Below are 18,787 nucleotides of genomic sequence, written 5' to 3'. Positions count from 1 at the left end.
TGCTCTGGCGGGCATGCCCCCCATCCGCACCCTTACGCTTGTCTGGACTTGAACCGGTCCAGGCGATTCCGCATGCCGCTTCCCGGGGCTGGGAAAGACGGTGCCATGGCCGGGCGAGAGAACTTGTTGCGCATTTCCCCGCTTGCGTAATCCAGCTCGGATCCCCACATGGAATGCGGGATCAGGGTAACGGCCAGCATCAATACCGCCGCGGCAAAAACCCACCAACGGCTGCGACGGTAAAGAAAAAAGGCTGCCAGCCAGAACAGGACCATCACCAGAGTTTTGTTGTCCGTGAGGTCGGTTCCCACGGGGAAACCGGTCCAAAGGTCGCCGAAAGCAAAATATTGAACCAGAGGGCCGAAGACCAGGCCGCCCAGGATTACGGCGGAAAGGGTAACCCCCACCAGCCGCGACAGGCGGGCATCCGGACGCAGACATTCCAGGCCCGTGCGGGCGCACAACAAGATGGCGGACATCATGAACAGGATGTGAAAAATGAGCCAAACCGTGGGCACGTGTCCCTTGAAGCGCGCCACGATTGAAGAAGGCAGCAACGGTTTTAACTCTGCGGCAGTGCCGGAATAGACCTGGTATTCGATTTTTCCGGCCGGGGGTTGGCCCGATATGTGGGCCACGTAACCGTCACCGTCCCAGTGCATGACCGTTTCATGCCACTCTTCGTTAGCGCGGAAACGGCGATATTTTAATGCCAGATTCAGCCCGTTATGCCGGGTTTTTACGCGCACCTCCAGAGGCGTATGGGCCGTTTGACTGCGCAAAAAGCGGTACTGGACCGGCATGTTGTTGACCTTTTCCTCTCCACGGACCGGCCAGGTCGGTCCGGTGACGCGCTGAAAAACAGCGATCGCCAAGGTGAGGCAGAACGCGATGATCCATAACAGAATTGAGACGTGATATCTTTTCATGATGGTGTCGGCGGCAATTATAGGGCTTGAAAGATGAAAAATCAACACTTCCGCATCTTGATCCCGGCGACCGAAGCACATACAATACAGCTTTCATCACGGGGAGTCGGCCGCCGTGAATCAAGGAAAACAAATGAACGCGAATATCAGACATATGTTTGCCTGGAAGCAAGCCAGGGACATGGTCAAGATCGTGCTGGGGAGCCTGATTATGGGACTGGGCTACGCCTTGTTCCTGATTCCTCATCACCTGGTTCCGGGAGGCGTTTCCGGCATTGCCATTATCCTGAACTATTTTTTCAACCTTCCGGTCGGCATCCTCATTATGATTTTCAATATCCCGGTTTTTGTCCTGGGAATCCGGGTGATGGGCAGTCGTTACGGGGTCAAGAGTTTGTTTGGCATGGTGCTCTCTTCCCTGCTGATCGACTTTTTTTACGAGATTCTGAAACTGCCGGGCGCCACGGACAACCCCCTGCTGGCTGCCATCTATTCGGGGGTGTGCATCGGTGTCGGGCTGGGAATCATTTTTCGCAGCAAGGCGTCCACCGGGGGTACCGATACCCTGGGGCAGGTCATCAGCAAGTGGACGGGAATGACGGTGGGAATGGCCATCATGGCAGTGGATTTCGTGATCATTTCCGCATCGGGGCTGTCGTTCCGTTCGTGGGAAGCGCCCCTTTATGGCTACATTGTGCTGTATATTTCCACCTGGGTGATCGACCGCATCCTGGAGGGATGGAATCACAGCAAGATGGTCTTTATCAACTCAAACAAGGGCAAACAGATCGAGGAGTTTATCCTGTTTTCTCTGCACCGCGGAGGAACGGCGTTGAAATCCCGTTCCATGTATCTCAAACGCGACCGGGAACTCCTCATGTCCGTGATCCATCGCAAGCAGATTCCCGAGTTGCGTGAGTTCGTCAAAGAGATCGATCCCGAGGCTTTTGTGGTGATTTCCGACACCTATGCAGTGCTGGGGAAAGGGTTTCGCTCCCAGCTCATGTCTTAGTCCTCATTTCTCACAGCGAACCGCCCCTACCCCGTAACCTGACACCTTTTCTCCAACTTTTCCCGGTTGACATCCCGATTGCTTTTTCTACAATATATCTATCATGGAGAAAGTCGGAGAGGCTTTGCGGGAGATCCGCGTCAGTCACGAGTGTTCCCTGGAGGAACTTTCCCGCCGTACCCGGATATCTGAACGCGTACTCTCGGAAATGGAAGCGGGTGATTTTCATTCCGTTCGGGGGCAGTTTTATCGCCATCATTTTATCCGTGAGTACCTGCGGGCTTTGGGAGAGGATCCCGCATCGTTTTTGGCCCGGTACCCGATTCAACCGCCTTCCTCTCCAACCGGAGAAGGCCATGCCGCCCATACTGTTGAGAAAATCCAGGTATATCGGTTCCGTCGCCGCTACCGGCTGAGGTTCCTGCTGGTTGTATTGCTGCTGGTGGTTGCCGCGGCATTTCTCTTTGCGACAAACCGCAATCGTGTGTTTAACTGGTTTGCCGCTGCGCCCGATTTCCACTTAACCGGCGCGGCTTTTGAGCCGGGATGGATGCAGCCCGGATTGCAAACGCCTGTCGAGCCCCGGCGTAAAGGCAGTCTTTGCACCTGGTTGGATCAGGAAACCCGGGTCTGGGGTGTTGCCACCCCTCCCGCCGCCATATATGCACGGTTTTCCTCCCGCTGCTGGGCGCAGGTTCGCCGCGGGGGGCGGGTGGAGATATCGCGGGTGTTTCTGCCCGGTGAAGAATTCGTGGTGAATGGATACGATCTTCAACTCAGCCTGGGAGATCCCTCGGTGGTCAAGCTGACCTTGAACGGGCGGGAGGAATCCGGTTATCGGTCACAGAGCCACCCGGTAACGGTCCGTGTACAACCCCTTTCTCCATTCCAAACACAGACTCATGAGCACGATCCTGTCCCGTAATCCGCTGGTTGAGCAGGTGGTTTCCGCTGATGCGGGTGCGGATCTGACGGCCATGCTGCTTTCCCGTCAGTTGCCCCTGACCGAGGAGGAATATCTGGAAGCCCTCGTCTATTGCATGAAAAACCCGGAGAATTCCGCAAGGGCCCGCCAGCTCCTGAATGAGTTGTCTCCGGGAACCAAGTCCACATACGTGCGTAAGCGCAACTGCGATCACCGGGTGGCTTATTACGTGATGGTGGACGGCGTGAACCGCAAAGACATGGAAGCCATTGCCGGCGCGGTTCACAATCAGTCTCTGCCACCGGAGTTTTTAAAAAAAATCGCCCAACACGGCGATGAAACCATGCTGGAGTGTCTTCTCGAAAACCAGATCAAGTTGATCGCCTATCCCGGAATCATGGATGTCATGGCCGCAAACCCCGCTTGCGGCTCCTTTATCCAGGCACGGATCCAGGATATCCACAAAAGCTACCTGAGCGATGTCCCGGCGCAGGAGATTCCGGCGGATGAGGTGATTGAGGATTTGAAGGAAGCAATCAGTGAAGAGCAAACGGAACGGGCTCAAGGGGAAGATAGCGACAATCTGGACGAACTGATCGAAGAGCAGGTGCAGACCACGTTGCAGCGTATCAATCAGATGCCCGTCTCAGATCGCATCAAACTGGCCCTGACCGGGAGCAAAACGGAACGCTTGATCCTGATTCGCGACGCCAACAAGATGGTCTCTGTGGCTGTGATAGAGAGTCCGAAGATCAGCGAGGACGAAGTGCTGCTGGTGGTACGAAACCGCAGCATTTCGGGAGATATCATTCAACGTATCGCCGCCAACCGGGAGTGGACGAAAAACTACAACCTGGTAGTGGAACTGCTCAACAACCCCAAAACTCCGGTTAAAGACGCACTGGGATTCATAAAAAAACTACACGAACGTGATCTGCGGATGCTGCAGGCCAACAAGAACGCCAGCCCGGTAATCCGCGGGCTGGCCCTGAGCTTTATTCAGCAGCGAGCAAAAAAAAAGACCTGACCGGCGGGCGCGGGATGTCGCCCGCCGGCTTCATTGCGTGTTTTACGCTTCGGACTTGAGGTCCGCAAACAGCGCTGCCACGAAGTCCCAGATTTTGCCGATGTCACTGACGGATACTTTTTCGTCAGGGGAATGGGGATACTTGAGGGTGGGGCCGATTGAGATCATGTCCATGCCCGGGTATTTGTCCCCGATTATGCCGCATTCCAGACCGGCGTGGATCACTTCGACCACGGGCTCCTTGTTGAACAGTTTCTGGTACACTTTGATGCTGCGCTTCAACAGGGCGGAATCCATGTCGGGCGGCCAGGGTGGATAGCCTTCACCGCTCAGGGCGTGACCGCCCGCCAGCAGTGCGACCGACTCAATACGGGCGGTATGGGCTTCCAAGCGGGACATCACAGAGCTCCGCTGGCTGCTCAGAACGCGCATGATGTTTTCTTCAATGCGGATATTGGCGAAGTTGTTGGAAGTTTCTACCAGTCCTTCAATGTCCGGAGACATGGCGGCTACGCCGTGGGGCATGGCCAGAATCATCTGGATGGCCCGCGAGGTGGTGGCGCTGGAGTAGGCTCCAGCTCCAGGCGGATCAATTTTTTCCGCACTCAGGAAGAGGTTGGGTTCATTGCTGCGATACTCTTTTTTCACCACGGCTTCGAAATCCCGGACAATCCCGGTGACCTGTTCACGGGCTTCCTCCGGCACCGCGATTATGGCTTCGCAATCGCGCGGGATGGCGTTGTGCGCGCTTCCGCCCTTGATGTCTACCAACAGGAACTTGACCGACTTGGCCACTTCGCGAAGCAGCCGGCCCATGACGATAATGGCGTTTGCCTTGCCCAGGGCGATGTCGATGCCGGAATGGCCGCCTTTCATGTTGCCGGCCTCAAGCCTCAAGGTTACGTGTTTTTGCCCAAGATCAACTGGAACCATGGGCAGGCTAAGGGAAGTGTTGATGCCGCCGGCACAGCCGACGGTAAAGATGCCTTCGTCTTCGGAATCGATGTTGATGAGGATCTTGCCCTTGATGAAACCGGGCTGCAGCGCATTGGCCCCGGTCAGGCCGGTTTCTTCATCAACTGTAAACAGCAACTCCAGGGGGGGATGGGGTGTGTCTTTATCCGTGGCCATGACCATGGCCATGGCGATGGCGATTCCATTGTCGGCACCAAGCGTGGTTTCGTCCGCCGTAAGCCAATCCCCGTCATATACAAAGCGAATGGGATCTTTGGAAAAATCGTGAGTGGATGTCTTGGTTTTCTCGCACACGATGTCCTGATGGCCTTGCAATACAACCGAGAGCACATCCTCGTATCCCGGCGAAGCCGGAACCTCAATAACGATGTTGCCTACATCATCCATGCGGGCGGGAAACTCGTTTTCGGCCGCCCAGTCCATAAGCCAGCGACCGATCTTTTCCTCGTGCTTGGAACACCGGGGGATGGCCGCGATCTTTTCGAAAACATCCAGGATCTCCTGGGTCTTGGCGTGGTTGATATTCATGCTATTCTCCTTTATGTCAACCACCGACTATAAATGAAAGACCGAAACAATGTCAAGGCTGCGCGCAGAGAGCAATTGCCACGCGGTCGGCAAGCGACTTGCGCGATTTGCTTGAAGCCGCCTTATGGAGAGTGCATACTAAGCGGCGTGGTGCTGCTTGCACCGTAGTGGAAAGGAGGCGATATGGATCTGGAAAAGGTTTTGAAAACGAGGCGCTCTTTGCGTGCGCTTGAGCAGGTATCCGTAAGCGTATCGGATGTCGAGGAAATGGTCCGGGCGGCTTCATTGGCCCCTTCCTGCTTTAACAATCAGCCCTGGCGGTTCGTGTTCGTCCGGGATCAGGCCCGGTTGGAAGCGCTGAAGCAGGTTTTCTCAAAAGGCAACGAATGGGCTCATCATGCTTCGCTCGTGATCGCGGTTTGTGCCCGCAAGAAAGATGATTGCGTCGTGAAAGGGCGGGAGTACTACCTCTTTGATACCGGTATGGCCACGGCCCTGCTTATGCTGAAAGCCACGGAGCTGGGGCTGGTGGCCCATGCCATCGCCGGATTCAAGACAGATCTCGTGCGTGAAATCCTGGAAATTCCGCAGGATCAGATGTTGGTTACGCTGTTAATTTGTGGACAGAGGGCAAAAAACCCTGAAGATTTGTTGAACGCGTCTCAACTGGTCAGCGAGCGCGAACGACCCGAGCGCCATCCTTTGAAAAAGATCATGTTGCTGGAGCGATATTCCGAGGAGTGAGGGGGTCAAACATCTTCCAGGTCCAGGTTCTCCAGATCGGACGAGTAAATGGTGGTGCGGTTGCGGCCGGTTTCCTTTGAAACGTACATGGCCCGGTCCGCGCGGTCGAGAACGGTGTCTTCCGTGTCCCCGTGTTCGGGGAAGCTGGAGATGCCCAACGAGATGGTCACCCGGCCCTGAGGCTGAAATTCACCTCCGCTGAACACTTCTTTTTCCACCCGCTCCCTCAATCGCTCCGCGGCCAGGTAAGCTCCGACCTTATCTGTTCCCGGCAGAATCATTACGAATTCGTCTCCTCCGTATTTTGCCAGAATGTCGCTTTTGCGGAAAGCACGCTTCATGATTTTTCCCAGCTGTTGCAGGGCGAGGGAACCACGGATGTGTCCATTACGGTCATTGTAGTTCTTGAAGTTATCTACATCGAAAATGACCAGAGAGAATGGACGGTTCCGTGCGCGGGATTCCGTGATCTGTTTCGTGAGTAAATGAAAAAAGTGGGTCTGGTTGAACAGGCCGGTCAAGCCGTCGGCTACCGATAGTTCCCGTGTTTTCTCCAGCAGATCCTGAAAAAGCCTCTCCTTGCGGAAGGCGTGGCGGGCCGTTCTGTAAGAGAGCAGGAAAGCCAGTAGGAAAAGCAGGTTGCTCAACAACAGCCGGATCAACTGCGCTTGAGAAAGCAACAGCCCGTCGCTCAGCAACACGAACAGTGTGAACAAAAACATGATGGCCAGGGTGTTGCGCAACGCTTTCTCAAAAACCAGAAAAAACACGGAAACCACGATGTGGAAAATAAAGAGAACCCAGAGCGGGTTGTTGACGGGGTGGGTCAAGTACACCACGATTGCGATCGCCGCCAGGTCAAAGTCCAATTGCAGGGAGGTTAGCTGGTACAGGTGGCGGTAGGCGTTTCCGGATGCGCATGCGGGTTTTTGCAACCACCACAGCAGCATCAGGTTGCCCATGATCAACAGTGCAACAACCAGGAGGAGTTGGTCCGGGTGAGCGAATCCGGGTTGCGGAAAGAGTGATACCAGTCCCCACAGCAAAACGAGGATACCCGCGAAAACCCAGCGCAGGTTGATCAGCCAGCGGTTTTTGTCTCGTATCTGCAACTCCGCCAGGTTTTCGGGGTCCAGCGGTTCGGCAGGCGTTGCGGGCATCTCGCCGGTCATGGTTTCAAAATATTTTTTCTCGGGGAAAATGTCAAACCGATTGTACCTTTTCTTTTTGCATTATAGAATGGATGTACCTTTTTGTAACGTGGACGTGAAACGATTAAGGAGGTGACGAGTTGTACAAACCGCGAAAACCCTATGATTTGTCCTACACACATTTTGTCGGCTCATGGGCCTGGCTTTTGCACCGATTGTCGGGACTGGCGCTGATCTTCTACCTTTGCTTGCATGTCTGGGTCATTCATACCCTCACACTGGGTCCGGAATCTTTTAACAAGCTGATGGCCTTTCTCACGTCTCCGCTTTTCCGCATCCTGGAAGCGGGGCTGTGGGGCGTCATCCTGTACCATGCCTTTAACGGAGTCCGGGTGATCATCGTGGATTTCTTCGGCGGGTCCCTGGCCCAGAAGAAACTGTTCTTTGTTTTGATCGCCGTGGCCTTTCTGTTGTGGGCTGCGGGCAGTGCGGTCATTATCGGCCATATTCACTGAACGGAGAGGACAATGCCGGGAAAAAACTATCGTGAAACTTCGCGCCGGGGCGGAATGCTCTGGTTGCTGCAACGTGTATCGGCAGTGGTTATTTTTGTGTTGCTGATCATCCATTACGTGACCTATCACTTCATTGGTGACGGGACCATAACTTATGACAGGATCATTGCCAAGATGGCTTCACCCTGGTTCAACCTTGCCCAGATCCTGTTTCTTGTCACCGCGCTTTTCCACGGCCTGAACGGCGTGTGGATGGTGACGGAAGACTATATTCACCAGCGGGCGCCACGCCTGGTGCTGGCCGCGATTCTTTTACTGCTGGGTTTGCTCCTGCTTTACGGAGGTACTTCGACTGTACTGAACGCGGGTTATCCCGGAGGAGTATCACAATGAGACCAGAAGAAGCCAGACATATGCACCAGATCGATGCCGTGGTTGTGGGCGCCGGGCTCGCCGGTCTCCGGGCCGCGCTGGAACTGGCCCGCAACGGCATCGAGGTGGCGGTGCTGACCAAAGTCTATCCCACCCGCTCCCATTCCGGGGCCGCACAGGGCGGCATTGCCGCGGCCCTGGCCAATGTGGCGGAAGACTCCCTGGAACTGCACATGTTCGACACGATCAAGGGCAGCGACTACCTGGGAGACCAGAATGTGATTGAGCTGTTCGTGCAGGAAGCGCGCAAAACCGTGTATGATTTCGAGCATCTGGGTGTACCGTTCTCCCGAACAGAAGACGGACGCATCAATCAGCGGCCGTTCGGCGGACACAGCTCCCCCCGCGCCTGCTTTTCCGCCGACATTACCGGGCATGTGTTGCTTCATACCCTGTACGAACAATGCGTGCGCCACCGCGTGCATTTTTTCAACGAGTTCCAGGCGGTGTCTTTGATGATCGAGGACCATGTATCCCGCGGCGTCGTGGCCTGGGACATCCGCCACGGGGGATTGCACGTGTTTCACGCCAAAGCCGTGCTGTTGGCCACGGGCGGTTACGGCCGCGCATTTAAAATCACATCCAACGCGCATGCCAATACCGGGGACAGCCTGTCTCTGATCCTGGAGGCCGGGCTGCCGCTGGAAGATATGGAGTTCGTTCAATTTCATCCCACCGGCCTGTACAAGCACGGTATCCTGTTGTCTGAGGCGGCTCGCGGAGAAGGCGGCTACCTCTTAAACGGCAAGGGAGACCGCTTCATGGCAACCTATGCCAGGGAAAAGATGGAACTGGCTCCGCGCGACTTGGTTTCCCGGGCCGAGCAAACGGAAATCAACGAGGGCCGGGGTGTGGGCGGCATGGATTATGTCTATCTGGACCTGCGCCACCTGGGGCGGGAAAAGATCATGGACCGCCTGCCCCAGGTATGGGAACTGGCCTTGAACTACCTCAAGGTGGATGCCATTGAAGCCCCGGTTCCCATTCAGCCCACGGCCCATTACTCCATGGGAGGAATCCCGGCCAACATCCATACGGAAGTGATTTTCAATGCGGCCGGAGACGTGGTCACGGGCCTGTACACCGCCGGGGAGGCTTCCTGCCTGTCGCTTCACGGGGCCAATCGACTGGGAACCAACTCTCTCCAGGACGCCGCCACTTTCGGGCGGTTGGCCGGCGGGCGCATGACCGGTTTTATTCGTCAAGCCGGATTTTCCCCTGTGTCTTCCAATCCCCTGGATCGAGCGACAGAACGAATCGAGCGTTTGATCTCGGGAGGCAACGGAACGGAAAGGCACGCGCGGCTTCGGGAAGAACTCCAGGAAAACATGACCCGTCACGCCGGTGTGTTCCGTAACGCCGAGGGCCTGGGGCAATTGCAGAAAACGGTTCGGGAACTCCAGCAGCGTTACCGCAATGTTCGCATAGACGATGCGGACCAGCCTTTTAATCTGGACCTCATCGAAGCCCTGGAAGTGGGGCATCTGTTGAATTTCTCCGAGGTCATCGTAGAAGGGGCGCTGGTACGGACCGAGTCCCGGGGCGCGCATTTCCGTACAGATTATCCCAAGCGGGACGATCAGAAATGGTTGGCACATACCCTGGCCTGGAAAACCGATTCAGGAGTTCGCTTGAGTCATGACAAGGAAGTTGTGATTTATATGGATCGCTTCCCGCCCCAGGAACGCAAGTACTAGGAGGCCATCATGAAAGAATCAGTCATTGTAAAGATACTGCGTTATCAACCGGCAAAGGATGAAAAACCCCGTTGGCGGACGTATCGCCTAGATGTGTCCGGGGATTCCACCATCCTGGATATCCTGAACGAGATCCATTGGCACCACGATGGGACCCTGGCCTACCGGCGTTCCTGTCGCAGTGCCATTTGTGGATCATGCGCCATGAAGGTCAACGGGCGAAACGTGCTTGCCTGCGAAACCCCGATGCATCAGTTCCGGGGCCACAAGCTGAAGATCGAACCTTTGCCCGGTTTTCCCATTATTAAAGACCTGATTGTGGATATGGAAGGATTTTTTGACAAACTGCAGCGGGTAAAACCGTACATGGTCGTCGACAAGCCGATACCGGACAAGGAGTTTCTCCAGAGTCCCGAGGCGTTTTCCCGTATTCGGGAATCCGCGTACTGTATTCTGTGCGGAGCGTGTACCTCATCCTGTCCCAGCCTCTGGGCCAATGAGAACTACCTGGGGCCGGCCGCCCTGCTGAAAGCCTATCGCTTCATTTTCGACAGCCGGGATGACGGCACGGACGAACGCCTGGATATCATTAACGATCGCAACGGTTTGTGGCGGTGCCACACCATTTTCAATTGTGTGGAGGCGTGCCCGAAACACATCGACATCACCGGTTGTATTTCCCACCTGAAGAACCGGGTGGTGGACAACTCACTGTGATTGATAAATTCTATCGGCACATTCCGGGAAAACAGAACATTGTTTCGGTTGATGACATGTGGAAGGAATCGCACGAGAGTCCGGAATGAACCGCGCTGATCGTGGAAGCGTGCTGGTGGCGGGAGGGGCCGGATATATCGGCAGCCATGTATCCAAGGCGCTGGCCGCGGCCGGATATCGTCCCGTGGTGCTTGACAACCTGAGTACCGGAAACGCCGCACATGTGGTGGATTTTCCGTTGATTCACGCGGATATCGCGGACAACGGCCGGGTCGCTTCTCTCATCAGAGAACACGAGATCCGCGCCCTTCTGCATTTTGCCGCCGCCATCCAGGTTGAGGAATCGGTCCGGTTCCCCTTGAAGTACTACGAAAACAATGTTTGTCGTACCCTGCAATTGCTCAGGACCTGTTCGCAAAACGGTGTGCGCACAGTGGTTTTTTCTTCCACCGCGGCGGTATACGGGAATCCGGAAAAGTTGCCTATTTCCGAAGAAGCCCCTTTACGCCCCATAAATCCGTATGGCCGTTCCAAAGTGATGGTGGAGATGGTGCTGAAGGACATGGCCGCGGCCCTGCCGGATTTTCATTACGCGGCCCTGCGTTACTTTAACGTGGCCGGGGCGGACAGGGGGGGGCGCATCGGACAATGCTATCCGCAGGCAACCCACCTGATCACCCTGGCGTTGCGCGCCGCCCTGGGCTTGCGTCCGGAACTGGCGGTGTTCGGTACGGATTATCCCACCACGGATGGAACGGCCGTGCGTGACTACATTGACATTGAAGACATCGCCGCCGTGCATGTGCACGCGCTTGATGCCCTGTTGGAACGCCCCGGAAACCTGGTTATGAACTGCGGATATGGTCACGGTTTCTCTGTGAATGAAGTGGTTCGGACCGTAAAGCAGGTGACGGGCGTTGATTTCCCCGTGCGTAAGGCCGGCCGCCGGCAAGGAGATCCTCCCGTATTGGTGGCGGATTCCAGCCGGGCGCGTAAAGAACTGAATTGGTCGCCCCTGCATGACAACCTGGAAAAAATCGTTCGCGCGGCATGGGCATGGGAGCAGAAACTTCATTCCGGGAAGGCGAAAAAATGAACAAGACATCCATGGCAAGCAGGATATTTCCGGTGGCGCTTTTGCTCGCTTCTTTGACTTGCGGGGCACGAACGGTTGCTGAAACCGTTGACCCGTCCGACGGGCCGGAACCGGTAGTGGAATACGCCATTGACGCGCGCCTGCTGCCGGCCAACCGCGACCTGGAAGCCACACAGGTTCTGACCTGGCGCAACCCGACACAAATTGCGGCAAAGACCCTGCGTTTCCATTTGTATTACAACGCTTTCCGCGGCCCGGAAACAACTTTCATGCGGGAACATGGCCTACGGAGGTTCAAAAGCCGTAAGAAAGACAGGGAGCGGCGCTACGGCGGGATCGATATCCTGGAGTTGAATCGTATCGGCGGAGAAAACCTGACGAAAAAAATCACTTTTATGGCTCCGGATGACAACAACGAAAATGATCGTACAGTGATTGAAGTGCCATTACTGGAACCAGTGGCACCGGGCGATGTCATTCGCCTGCGCTTCCGCTTCCAACTGAAAATTCCTGAAATTTTTGTCCGCACCGGCTGCTGGAAGGATTTCTTTTTCATGGGTCAATGGTTTCCCAAGATCGGTGTGTTTCAGTCGGATGGGACCTGGCATTGCCATCAGTTTCATGCCAACTCCGAGTTCTTCGCGGATTTTGGTCGATACCGGGTTGCCGTTACCCTGCCGGAGGAATACGTGGTCGGTGCCACGGGAAATTCCGTTTCGGCCGTCAACCACGCGGATGGTACGGTGACCCACACCTTTGCTCAGGACCGCATTCATGATTTCGCCTGGACGGCCTGGCCGCAATTCAAACAATTGCGGCGCAATGCGACGGTGCCCGGGCGGGAGCGGCCCGTTGAAGTCGTGCTGCTTCTGGATCCGCAACACGAGGACGCCCGGGACCGTTACTTTCACTCCGTCATATTCGCCATGCGTTTTTTATCGGAAAAGTTGTTTCCCTATCCTTATGATCGCATTACCGTGGTGGATCCGCCATTGGGAGCGGCCGGCGCAATGGGTATGGAATACCCCACCCTGATTACCGGGGGGCATATCTCTTTTTTGCCCGACGGGATGCATTTTACGGAAATGGTAACCATCCATGAATTCGGCCACCAGTTCTGGTATGGCCTGATCGCCAGTGACGAGTTCCGTGAAGCCTGGCTGGATGAAGGCATCAACACCTTTTTTGAGGGCGAGATCATGGACGCCTATTTCAAGGAAAGCCCGTCACTGTTGGATTGGTTCGGTATCCGTATCGGGGATGCTGAAAGCCGCCGCGGCCCGCTTAAGGGTATCCCGGTGGTGGAACGGGTGAACCAGCCGTCCTGGCATTTTCTGTCGGGCGGCAATTACTCCAACCATGTGTACAACCGAGCCGCTGTGTTTATCGATACCTTGAAAGGTTATCTGGGAAAAGAGCAACTCTACGATTTTTTTGCCCAGTATGCACGAAAATATGCATGGCGGCATCCTTCCACACATGATTTCGTCACCACATTAAACGAAGTCACCGGCCGGGATCTGGGGTGGGCGTTCGAGCAATTCATCAACGGTACCGGGCGGCTCGACCTGGCGGTCCATTCCCTTTCGTCGCAACGGCTGGAAAGTGATCCGGTTAGTTATCGCAACGAAGTCCTCCTGTTACGCAGAGAGGGGTTTTTCCCCGCCGAGGTGTTGATTCGCCTGCGCAACGGTCGCGAGGTACGCCACTTGTGGAAAGATCCGGGCCGTTGGAAACGCCTGGAATTCACACACGAGTCTCCGCTTCATGCCGTTGTGATTGACCCGGAATTCCGAATTCCCCTGGACCATGACCTGATCAACAACTCCAAGACCGCGCGACCAGCGCGCAGAGAATCGCAAGGCGCTGCCTTGAAACTGGGTTTTTTGTTCCAGACCCTGCTGGGAATGCTGTTTATGTAAAGAGGTCACACCATGAAAGCAGTTCAAGCCTATGTGGCGAGTTTTCGCGGGCGAACCGTTGCCGTGGCGGTTTATCTCTGGGCGGCCGGTCTCATTTTCAGTTTGCCGGCTTACCTGGGATTTTCGCGCTTGATCTCATCTACCCTTGGCGACAGCCTGCTTCTGGAAATGACTGAAAAATACGGATCCTTTACCGTATGGTTGGAGTTGTTCTCTCGTGGCAAAATGGGTTTTCGCTTGCTTTTGTATCAACTGGGAGTTTTGGTACTGGTGTTTGCGCTTTTTTCTCTTTTTCTTTCGGGCGGCGTGTATGGTGTTTTTGTGTCTCGCGATTCACCACGGTTGTTTAATTTCCTGAGCCGTGCCTGGAAAAACTTGCCGGCTTTCTTTAAACTGTTTCTGACTTGCTGGCTGATCTGGATTCCGATGCTGGCCGTTTCCCTGCTGGGGTTTGTCTTGCTGGCCGGGTTTCTTCGTGAATCAGGCAACGAAACACTGTTTCGCTGGCTGTTTCTCACCTGGGGCGGGGTGACGCTGATCATGATCGGCTACACCATGGCCGTGTACGATCTTTCCCGTATCCGGCGACTGCAAGGAGTGAGGGGGACCTGGAAGTCTTTTCGTTCCGGCATGAACTTTGTCCACCGCCACGTTCTCGTGTTGATCACGCTCTTTTTTCTTTTCCTGGTCCCGCTGTTGTTGATCTTTTGCTTAACTTCGGCATTTTCAGATATCGCCGGACCTTTGCCGCATATTGTCACGTTTGCGGGATTTCAGGTGCTGATGTGGATGCGTTATTTTTTCAAAAGCGTTTTTATGCATGCGGAAACCCGGGTTGCAGGTGAGTATCCGATCCATCTTCCCCCTGAACTTGACGCCGAAAGGGAAACTGATACAATATGAGTTCGCGGTAATATCCAGCGAAGCAATCCAACAGCGAGGTGAACATGGCTGAATACACGTCTTCACAACTCATGCAAATGGAGCATGAATTTGGTGCCCACAACTATCATCCCCTGGAAGTAGTGATCGCCCGGGCGGAAGGGGTGTGGGTGTGGGATCCGGAGGGCAACAAGTACATGGACTGCCTGGCCGCGTATTCCGCGGTCAACCAGGGCCATCGCCATCCGCGCATCATCCAGGCATTGAAGGATCAGGCCGATCGACTGACCCTGACCAGCCGGGCATTTTATAATGACCGCTGGCCGCAGTTCGCCCGCAAGCTGGCGCAGACGGTGGGCAAAGAGATGGTACTGCCCATGAACACGGGTGCTGAGGCGGTAGAGACGGCCATAAAAGCGGCAAGACGCTGGGGTTACGAGAAAAAGGGTGTTTCCGCGGATCAGGCGGAGATCATCGTGATGTGTGAAAATTTTCATGGCCGCACCACAACCATTGTCAGTTTCTCCACTGATGAAGTGGCCCGTACAAATTACGGGCCCTATACCCCCGGATTCAAACTGGTTCCGTACAACGATGTCGAGGCGGTTCGCTCCGCCATTACCCCCAATACAGTCGCGGTTCTGGTTGAACCCATTCAAGGCGAAGCCGGCGTGATGGTTCCGGATGACGGTTATCTGCGCGGCCTGCGAGAGGTCTGTGATGACAGCAACAGCTTGTTGATCTGTGATGAAGTGCAGACCGGTTTCTGCCGTACCGGTAAGTTGTTTGCCTATGAGCATGAAGGAATCGTTCCCGATATCATCATCATGGGCAAGGCGTTGGGAGGCGGTGTGTATCCCGTCAGCGCCATTGCGGCCGACAAAGCCGTAATGGAGGTTTTTACTCCCGGTTCCCACGGCTCTACTTTCGGTGGAAATCCCCTGGCCTGCGCGGTTGCCGAGGCCTCAATCGATGTCCTGCTGGATGAAGACCTGGCAGGAAACGCCCAGCGTCTTGGTGAACACTTCCGCGAAAGCCTGCGGCGCATGAATTCACCCAAAGTGGATATCATCCGCGGCAAAGGCCTCTTGAATGCCGTGGTTATGAAACGCGAAGCCGGTAAGGCCCGAAAATACACCACGGCTTTAAAGGAATCCGGTGTGTTGGCCAAGGAAACCCACGATTGGATCATCCGCTTTGCACCACCGTTGACCGTGACGCAAGATGAGCTTGACTGGGCGCTTGAGCGCATTCGCGCCGTGCTTGCGTGATGATTCTATTCTGGACGGATCCGGCCGCTCCGGGCGGCTGGCCCCGGCTGGAGCGCAGTGTCAACCTCGGGGTTCATGCGGCTCCACGCCGTCACCTGGTGGTGGCCGCGCCTCGAAGTCGCAGGGTGGAAAAATATCTGGCCGCTCGTCGCGTACCCGCTGTTTGGCATGAACAGGTATTGCGGGATTTCCCGGAGGTGGTTCGCTTAACCATCGTGGATGTGGGACAGTACAATCAACCGTTTCTGCGCATGGTTGCCATGTGCGGGGAACGGGAAATCCCCGTGATTCCAATCCGTGATCCCGGCGATCCCGCTTTCGAGTGGAAAGAAGGCTGTCTGGGAGGATGGCCGCCTGGAGGGGATTCCCAATCACCGCCGGGACCGGCCTGGGCGATTCTCCATCCCCGCTTTCGCCACGTTAACCGTGCCAGGCGAACCTATTCGCGGCGGGTACGCAAAATTTTGCTGAACCTGGAAGACCGTTTGGGATACCGGGAACTGCGTGACCTGATTGATTGCCTGTGGCGCCTGGGATATCGCCTGCGCATCGGCCCGACTTTTCTTGTGCGGGACAACCTGAAACGGGCCCTATCCAGAAAATACCCGGGAATCCGCTGGGTCGGCGCCGTGGAATGTATGGCGCGCCCCCTTTTTGAAGCGGATGCCGCCATTGTCGCACCGGGGGCGGCGGCCCTTGAAGCCGCGGCCGCCGGTACGCCGGCATTCTACTTCAGCCGCAATGCCGGGGAGCGGGATATCGCCGTTCAACTGCAGGCTCTGGGTATGGGAATGGTTTTGACTTCTTTTAAAGAACCCCTGGAGTCACCCAATCGGGACACGTTGCGTCAGTGGGGAGAAAACGGCCGCAAACTCGTCGATGGGCGCGGTTTGTTTCGCACCCTGGAGTATCTTCGTGACCAGGGCCACCTTTCTCATGCATTGAATGGAGCCGCGTCATGATTCAGGTCGGACTGACCGGCGGCATTTGCACCGGCAAAACATTTGTATTGGAAATATTCAAGAAATTGGGGTGTTACACGCTACAAGCGGACGAATTGTCACAAAAGATTATCTTTGCGCCGGATTCGCCGGTGGCGAAAGCGATTGTGGATAATTTCGGCGCCGGGATCCTGAACAGGGCCACGGGAGAGATCGACCGTGAAGCATTCTCGCGGATACTGTTTGAGGACAAAGCAAAACGTGATTACATCAACAAGCTGGTCCACCCCCTGGTCCGGTCTGAGCGGGAGAAGTTGATCAAGGAAATCGGCAAGACCACGGTATACGACATTTTTGTCTATGAATCCGCCTTGATGGTGGAGTCGGGGATATGGCGTGATTTTGACGCTGTGGTTGTGGTGTTCGCCCACGCGGATGAGCAGATCCGGCGCTTGATGGAGCGAAATCAGTTGTTCCGTGAAGAAGCCGAATCGCGTATCCGCTCGCAGTTTCCCCTGAGTGAAAAACTCAAAGTGGCCCACTTTACCATTGATACCACCGGGTCTTTCGAAAAAGCGGAGGCCCAGACCCTGGAAACGTACCACTTCCTGCGCAAGCGTTTTAAGCTTGACTGAACTGTGGTACAATTGGGGGGGGATGGAAGGAGACCGGTTATGGACAGTGAGGCCCTGGTGAAATTGGGGTTGTCAGGGGATCCGGGGTCTGGGGAAATCCGCAAGGCTTACCTGGCGCGAACCACGCAACCCCGATTTCAGGATGTGATAGTCCAGGACCTGTCACTGAGTCAGGAATTTTCCCGTCTTCACGAGGCTTACATCACCCTGATGCGCGAATTGGCCCAAACCGGAGTTGAAGTGTCCGCGCCCTCCTCTACATCGGACACCGTGCAGTTGCTGTACAATCAAGGCGTTTACGCCATGATCCATCAGAATTTTTTGCGGGCGGGGGAAAAATTTCAGGAAGCCGACCGCATCCAGCCTCGCAATCCCCTGGTCCTGCTGCACCTGGGGATCCTGCTGCTCAAGCGGCACAGCTTCTATGCTGCGGAGAAGTACCTGCGGGACGCAGCTGAATTGCTTCCCGACAACCACGCTCCCTGGCTGTACCTGGCGGAAACCTATGAACAGGCCGGCAAACCCGGGGCGGCGCAAGCTGCTTTACGCAGGGCATTGGCGCTCAACCCTTCACTGTCGGGTATTGCCGCTCGCATCAAAACGCTTGACAAAAAGGGCAAATCCGGCAAAGACTCCAATGACCGGCGCTTATCCCTGCTGGAGCGGTTGCTGGGAAGGCGCCGCTGAGGCTGGATCCATCTTCTCTGGAGAACTGATGAAGGCGTTCCCATACGCCCACGCATGCTTTTTGGGTAATCTATAACAGTCGGGCCGGGTTATTGCTTTCCCTGAGACTTCCGGGTTAACACGATCTCGACCCGGTCGCGATCCTCGGGTAGGCGATCCAGGGAATCCACCAGGCCCTCGCAGACACCACAAAATATTCTGCTCACAAAGGGATTTAAGGCAATGTCTTTGCCGTTGACCTTGAGGTTGATTTCATAATCCATTGTATTCCTCCATGAATCTTGTCAGGCGGTCCATATCGTTCCAGCCGAATCGCGGCCGGGGGAAGTCATCTTGGCGGTCCGAGATTACGGCGGCCAGCCGCTCACCCGGCGCGCGGATCTCAGGCCTGTCTTCTGACAGTACTTCCAGAAAGGGCACGTCCGTGAATGCCCGGCCTTCCAGTAGTACCACGTCGTATGCCGTCCACTGGTTGCGCAGCAACCGTGCCGCTTCAGCCGCATCGGTACAACGCCGCACCTGCATCAACTCCGCTCCCGACAGCACGGCCGCGCTATTCGCACCGGCTTCCAGAAAGGTGCGGGAGTCTTTGGCTTCGGGTTCGAGCTGAGCGCTGTGTCCGGTGTGCTTTACTGCCAGTACCCGCAGACCCCGGGAACGGAACGCTTTTATGAGCTCAGTAATCAAGCGGGTTTTCCCCG

General features: G+C 55.6%; 19 protein-coding genes. 15 read left to right on the top strand and 4 right to left on the bottom strand.

What is annotated here, in order from left to right; all coding sequences use genetic code 11:
- Window positions 1-32: 32 nt before the first annotated feature.
- On the bottom strand, window positions 33-929 hold the full coding sequence (locus ENN40_02075; protein ID HDP94128.1) for a hypothetical protein: 897 nt from the start codon (window positions 927-929) through the stop codon (window positions 33-35).
- Window positions 930-1,062: 133 nt separating this feature from the next.
- On the opposite strand from ENN40_02075, the gene ENN40_02070 reads away from it, so the two are divergent.
- The 3 genes from ENN40_02070 (at window position 1,063) to ENN40_02060 (ending at window position 3,893) form a co-directional block, all read left to right on the top strand.
- On the top strand, window positions 1,063-1,941 hold the full coding sequence (locus ENN40_02070; protein ID HDP94127.1) for a YitT family protein: 879 nt from the start codon (window positions 1,063-1,065) through the stop codon (window positions 1,939-1,941).
- Between the two features lie 103 nt (window positions 1,942-2,044).
- Window positions 2,045-2,866, top strand: coding sequence for a helix-turn-helix domain-containing protein (locus ENN40_02065; protein HDP94126.1), 822 nt, complete (start codon window positions 2,045-2,047; stop codon window positions 2,864-2,866).
- Window positions 2,844-3,893 carry a hypothetical protein gene (locus ENN40_02060; protein ID HDP94125.1) on the top strand — a complete coding sequence of 350 codons (1,050 nt, stop codon included), beginning with the start codon at window positions 2,844-2,846 and terminating at the stop codon, window positions 3,891-3,893. The genes ENN40_02065 and ENN40_02060 overlap by 23 nt, the downstream gene beginning before the upstream one ends.
- Before the next feature lie 42 nt (window positions 3,894-3,935).
- On the opposite strand, the gene ENN40_02055 is transcribed toward ENN40_02060, so the two are convergent.
- Entirely contained in the window at window positions 3,936-5,396 is a 1,461-nt protein-coding gene (locus ENN40_02055) for an aminoacyl-histidine dipeptidase (protein HDP94124.1), read from the bottom strand.
- A gap of 183 nt (window positions 5,397-5,579) precedes the next feature.
- Here ENN40_02055 and ENN40_02050 point away from each other — a divergent pair, with 183 nt between their 5' ends.
- A complete protein-coding gene (locus tag ENN40_02050; protein ID HDP94123.1) occupies window positions 5,580-6,140 on the top strand; it encodes a nitroreductase in 561 nt (186 codons plus the stop codon).
- A 5-nt stretch (window positions 6,141-6,145) separates the two neighbouring features.
- Here the strand turns inward: ENN40_02050 and ENN40_02045 are convergent, their stop codons facing one another.
- Window positions 6,146-7,312, bottom strand: a complete 1,167-nt coding sequence (locus ENN40_02045; GenBank protein ID HDP94122.1) for a GGDEF domain-containing protein — start codon at window positions 7,310-7,312, stop codon at window positions 6,146-6,148.
- A gap of 119 nt (window positions 7,313-7,431) precedes the next feature.
- Here ENN40_02045 and sdhC point away from each other — a divergent pair, with 119 nt between their 5' ends.
- The 11 genes from sdhC to ENN40_01990 all read left to right on the top strand — a co-directional run bounded on the left by sdhC (window position 7,432) and on the right by ENN40_01990 (window position 18,086).
- Entirely contained in the window at window positions 7,432-7,806 is a 375-nt protein-coding gene (sdhC, locus tag ENN40_02040; protein HDP94121.1) for a succinate dehydrogenase, cytochrome b556 subunit, read from the top strand.
- 12 nt (window positions 7,807-7,818) lie between these two features.
- The gene (gene sdhD, locus ENN40_02035) at window positions 7,819-8,199 is read left to right on the top strand and encodes a succinate dehydrogenase, hydrophobic membrane anchor protein (protein HDP94120.1); all 381 of its coding nucleotides are present in this window, start codon (window positions 7,819-7,821) and stop codon (window positions 8,197-8,199) included.
- A 20-nt stretch (window positions 8,200-8,219) separates the two neighbouring features.
- Window positions 8,220-9,935, top strand: a complete 1,716-nt coding sequence (gene sdhA, locus ENN40_02030; GenBank protein ID HDP94119.1) for a succinate dehydrogenase flavoprotein subunit — start codon at window positions 8,220-8,222, stop codon at window positions 9,933-9,935.
- A 9-nt stretch (window positions 9,936-9,944) separates the two neighbouring features.
- Window positions 9,945-10,652: a succinate dehydrogenase iron-sulfur subunit gene (locus tag ENN40_02025; protein HDP94118.1), complete on the top strand. Its 708-nt coding sequence runs from the start codon at window positions 9,945-9,947 to the stop codon at window positions 10,650-10,652.
- A gap of 85 nt (window positions 10,653-10,737) precedes the next feature.
- Entirely contained in the window at window positions 10,738-11,748 is a 1,011-nt protein-coding gene (gene galE, locus ENN40_02020; protein HDP94117.1) for a UDP-glucose 4-epimerase GalE, read from the top strand.
- Window positions 11,703-13,670 (top strand): M1 family peptidase, encoded by a 1,968-nt coding sequence (locus ENN40_02015; protein ID HDP94116.1) that lies wholly within the window; start codon window positions 11,703-11,705, stop codon window positions 13,668-13,670. The genes galE and ENN40_02015 overlap by 46 nt, the downstream gene beginning before the upstream one ends.
- Window positions 13,671-13,682: 12 nt before the next feature.
- Window positions 13,683-14,573 carry a hypothetical protein gene (locus ENN40_02010; GenBank protein ID HDP94115.1) on the top strand — a complete coding sequence of 297 codons (891 nt, stop codon included), beginning with the start codon at window positions 13,683-13,685 and terminating at the stop codon, window positions 14,571-14,573.
- A 44-nt stretch (window positions 14,574-14,617) separates the two neighbouring features.
- Window positions 14,618-15,823 (top strand): ornithine--oxo-acid transaminase, encoded by a 1,206-nt coding sequence (gene rocD / locus ENN40_02005; protein ID HDP94114.1) that lies wholly within the window; start codon window positions 14,618-14,620, stop codon window positions 15,821-15,823.
- Window positions 15,823-16,785: a hypothetical protein gene (locus tag ENN40_02000; protein HDP94113.1), complete on the top strand. Its 963-nt coding sequence runs from the start codon at window positions 15,823-15,825 to the stop codon at window positions 16,783-16,785. The genes rocD and ENN40_02000 overlap by 1 nt, the downstream gene beginning before the upstream one ends.
- A complete protein-coding gene (locus ENN40_01995; protein ID HDP94112.1) occupies window positions 16,782-17,399 on the top strand; it encodes a dephospho-CoA kinase in 618 nt (205 codons plus the stop codon). The genes ENN40_02000 and ENN40_01995 overlap by 4 nt, the downstream gene beginning before the upstream one ends.
- 39 nt (window positions 17,400-17,438) lie before the next feature.
- The gene (locus ENN40_01990) at window positions 17,439-18,086 is read left to right on the top strand and encodes a tetratricopeptide repeat protein (GenBank protein HDP94111.1); all 648 of its coding nucleotides are present in this window, start codon (window positions 17,439-17,441) and stop codon (window positions 18,084-18,086) included.
- Window positions 18,087-18,338: 252 nt separating this feature from the next.
- Here the strand turns inward: ENN40_01990 and ENN40_01985 are convergent.
- Window positions 18,339-18,787, bottom strand: a 449-nt coding sequence (locus ENN40_01985) for a hypothetical protein (protein HDP94110.1), incomplete at its 5' end; no start/stop codon positions are given.

The sequence above is a fragment of the Candidatus Aminicenantes bacterium genome, assembly GCA_011049425.1.
GTDB lineage: Bacteria > Acidobacteriota > Aminicenantia > UBA2199 > UBA2199 > UBA876.
Note: the sequence above shows the minus strand (reverse complement) of the source record. Positions and strands in the feature narration are given on the sequence as shown.